Here is a 1,114-nt window from a genome sequence, read left to right as displayed (position 1 = left end):
AATGAGTCCGGGACATAAAGTTCTTGGATAAGTGAAAAAAAGACAATTTCTATTGAAATAATATAGAAATTGTCTTTTTTATAAATTTTTTGATTATTTTCAGCTCGTTGAGCTACTACTTTTCTTATATTAAGTGCCATTAATACAAAACCAAGTTCTCTTTTGACTTTATTGAGTCCTCGGACAGACATCCGAGTGAAACCCAAAATAGCCTTCATAAATCCAAAAACAGGTTCCACATCAATTTTTCTTTGACTGTAGATATTTTTTGTTTCTGGTTCTGAAAGCTTTTTGTTAATTTGGGATTTAAAATATTCCCAGTTATAATTCTTCATTATTTTTTTGTTTGTTTTTGAATTGAAGTTCATACATTGATTTTTCAGAGGACATTCTGAACAATCATCACATTCATATAATTTGAAGTCTCGCTTATAACCATACTTATCATGACGATAGGCATATCTTTTAAAACCTAGCCGTTTATTATTCGGACAAATGAATTCGTCATTAATTTCGTCATAGTTCCAATTTTGAGTATTAAAGATGTCACTTTTATATTTTTTAGTTTTATCTTTTATAAACATTCCATATGTTATGAGTGGCGTTCGATTAAAGTCATCTATAATTGCCTTATAATTTGATTCACTACCATAACCTGCATCAGCTACAATATATTCAGGTAAATGACCGTAGGTCTCTTGAATTGAATTTAAAAATGGAATCATCGTTCTAGTATCCGTTGGATTTTGATACACATTATAAGATAAAACAAATTGGGAATTTGTCGCTATTTGTAAATTATACCCTGGCTTAAGTTGTCCATTTTTCATGTGATCTTCTTTCATTCTCATAAATGTCGCATCATGATCTGTCTTAGAATAACTATTTCTATCCTTTAAAATAGATTTTTGAAATTCGTATCGATACTTTCGCTCAAAATAATCATTGATTTGCTTTTTGTATTTTTTGATTTTAGTTCTTTTGAGACGTATTTGTTTTCTTGTTTTAGTACATTTTTCATTGTTGATATGTTGGTTTAAATCTTCGATTTCTTTATCTAAGTGACTACCAATCAAATCTATTTCTTCTTTTGTTAATTCATTATCATGATCTT

The 1,114-nt window shown here is 28.5% G+C and carries 1 pseudogene; it reads right to left on the bottom strand.

From position 1 onward, the window contains the following. Window positions 1-1,114 (bottom strand): annotated as a pseudogene (locus ACVBFA_RS11625) (IS1182 family transposase); the annotation flags it as partial.

It is taken from the genome of Staphylococcus sp. MSU001 (assembly GCF_052976705.1).
This window is presented reverse-complemented; position numbering and strand designations above follow the sequence as displayed.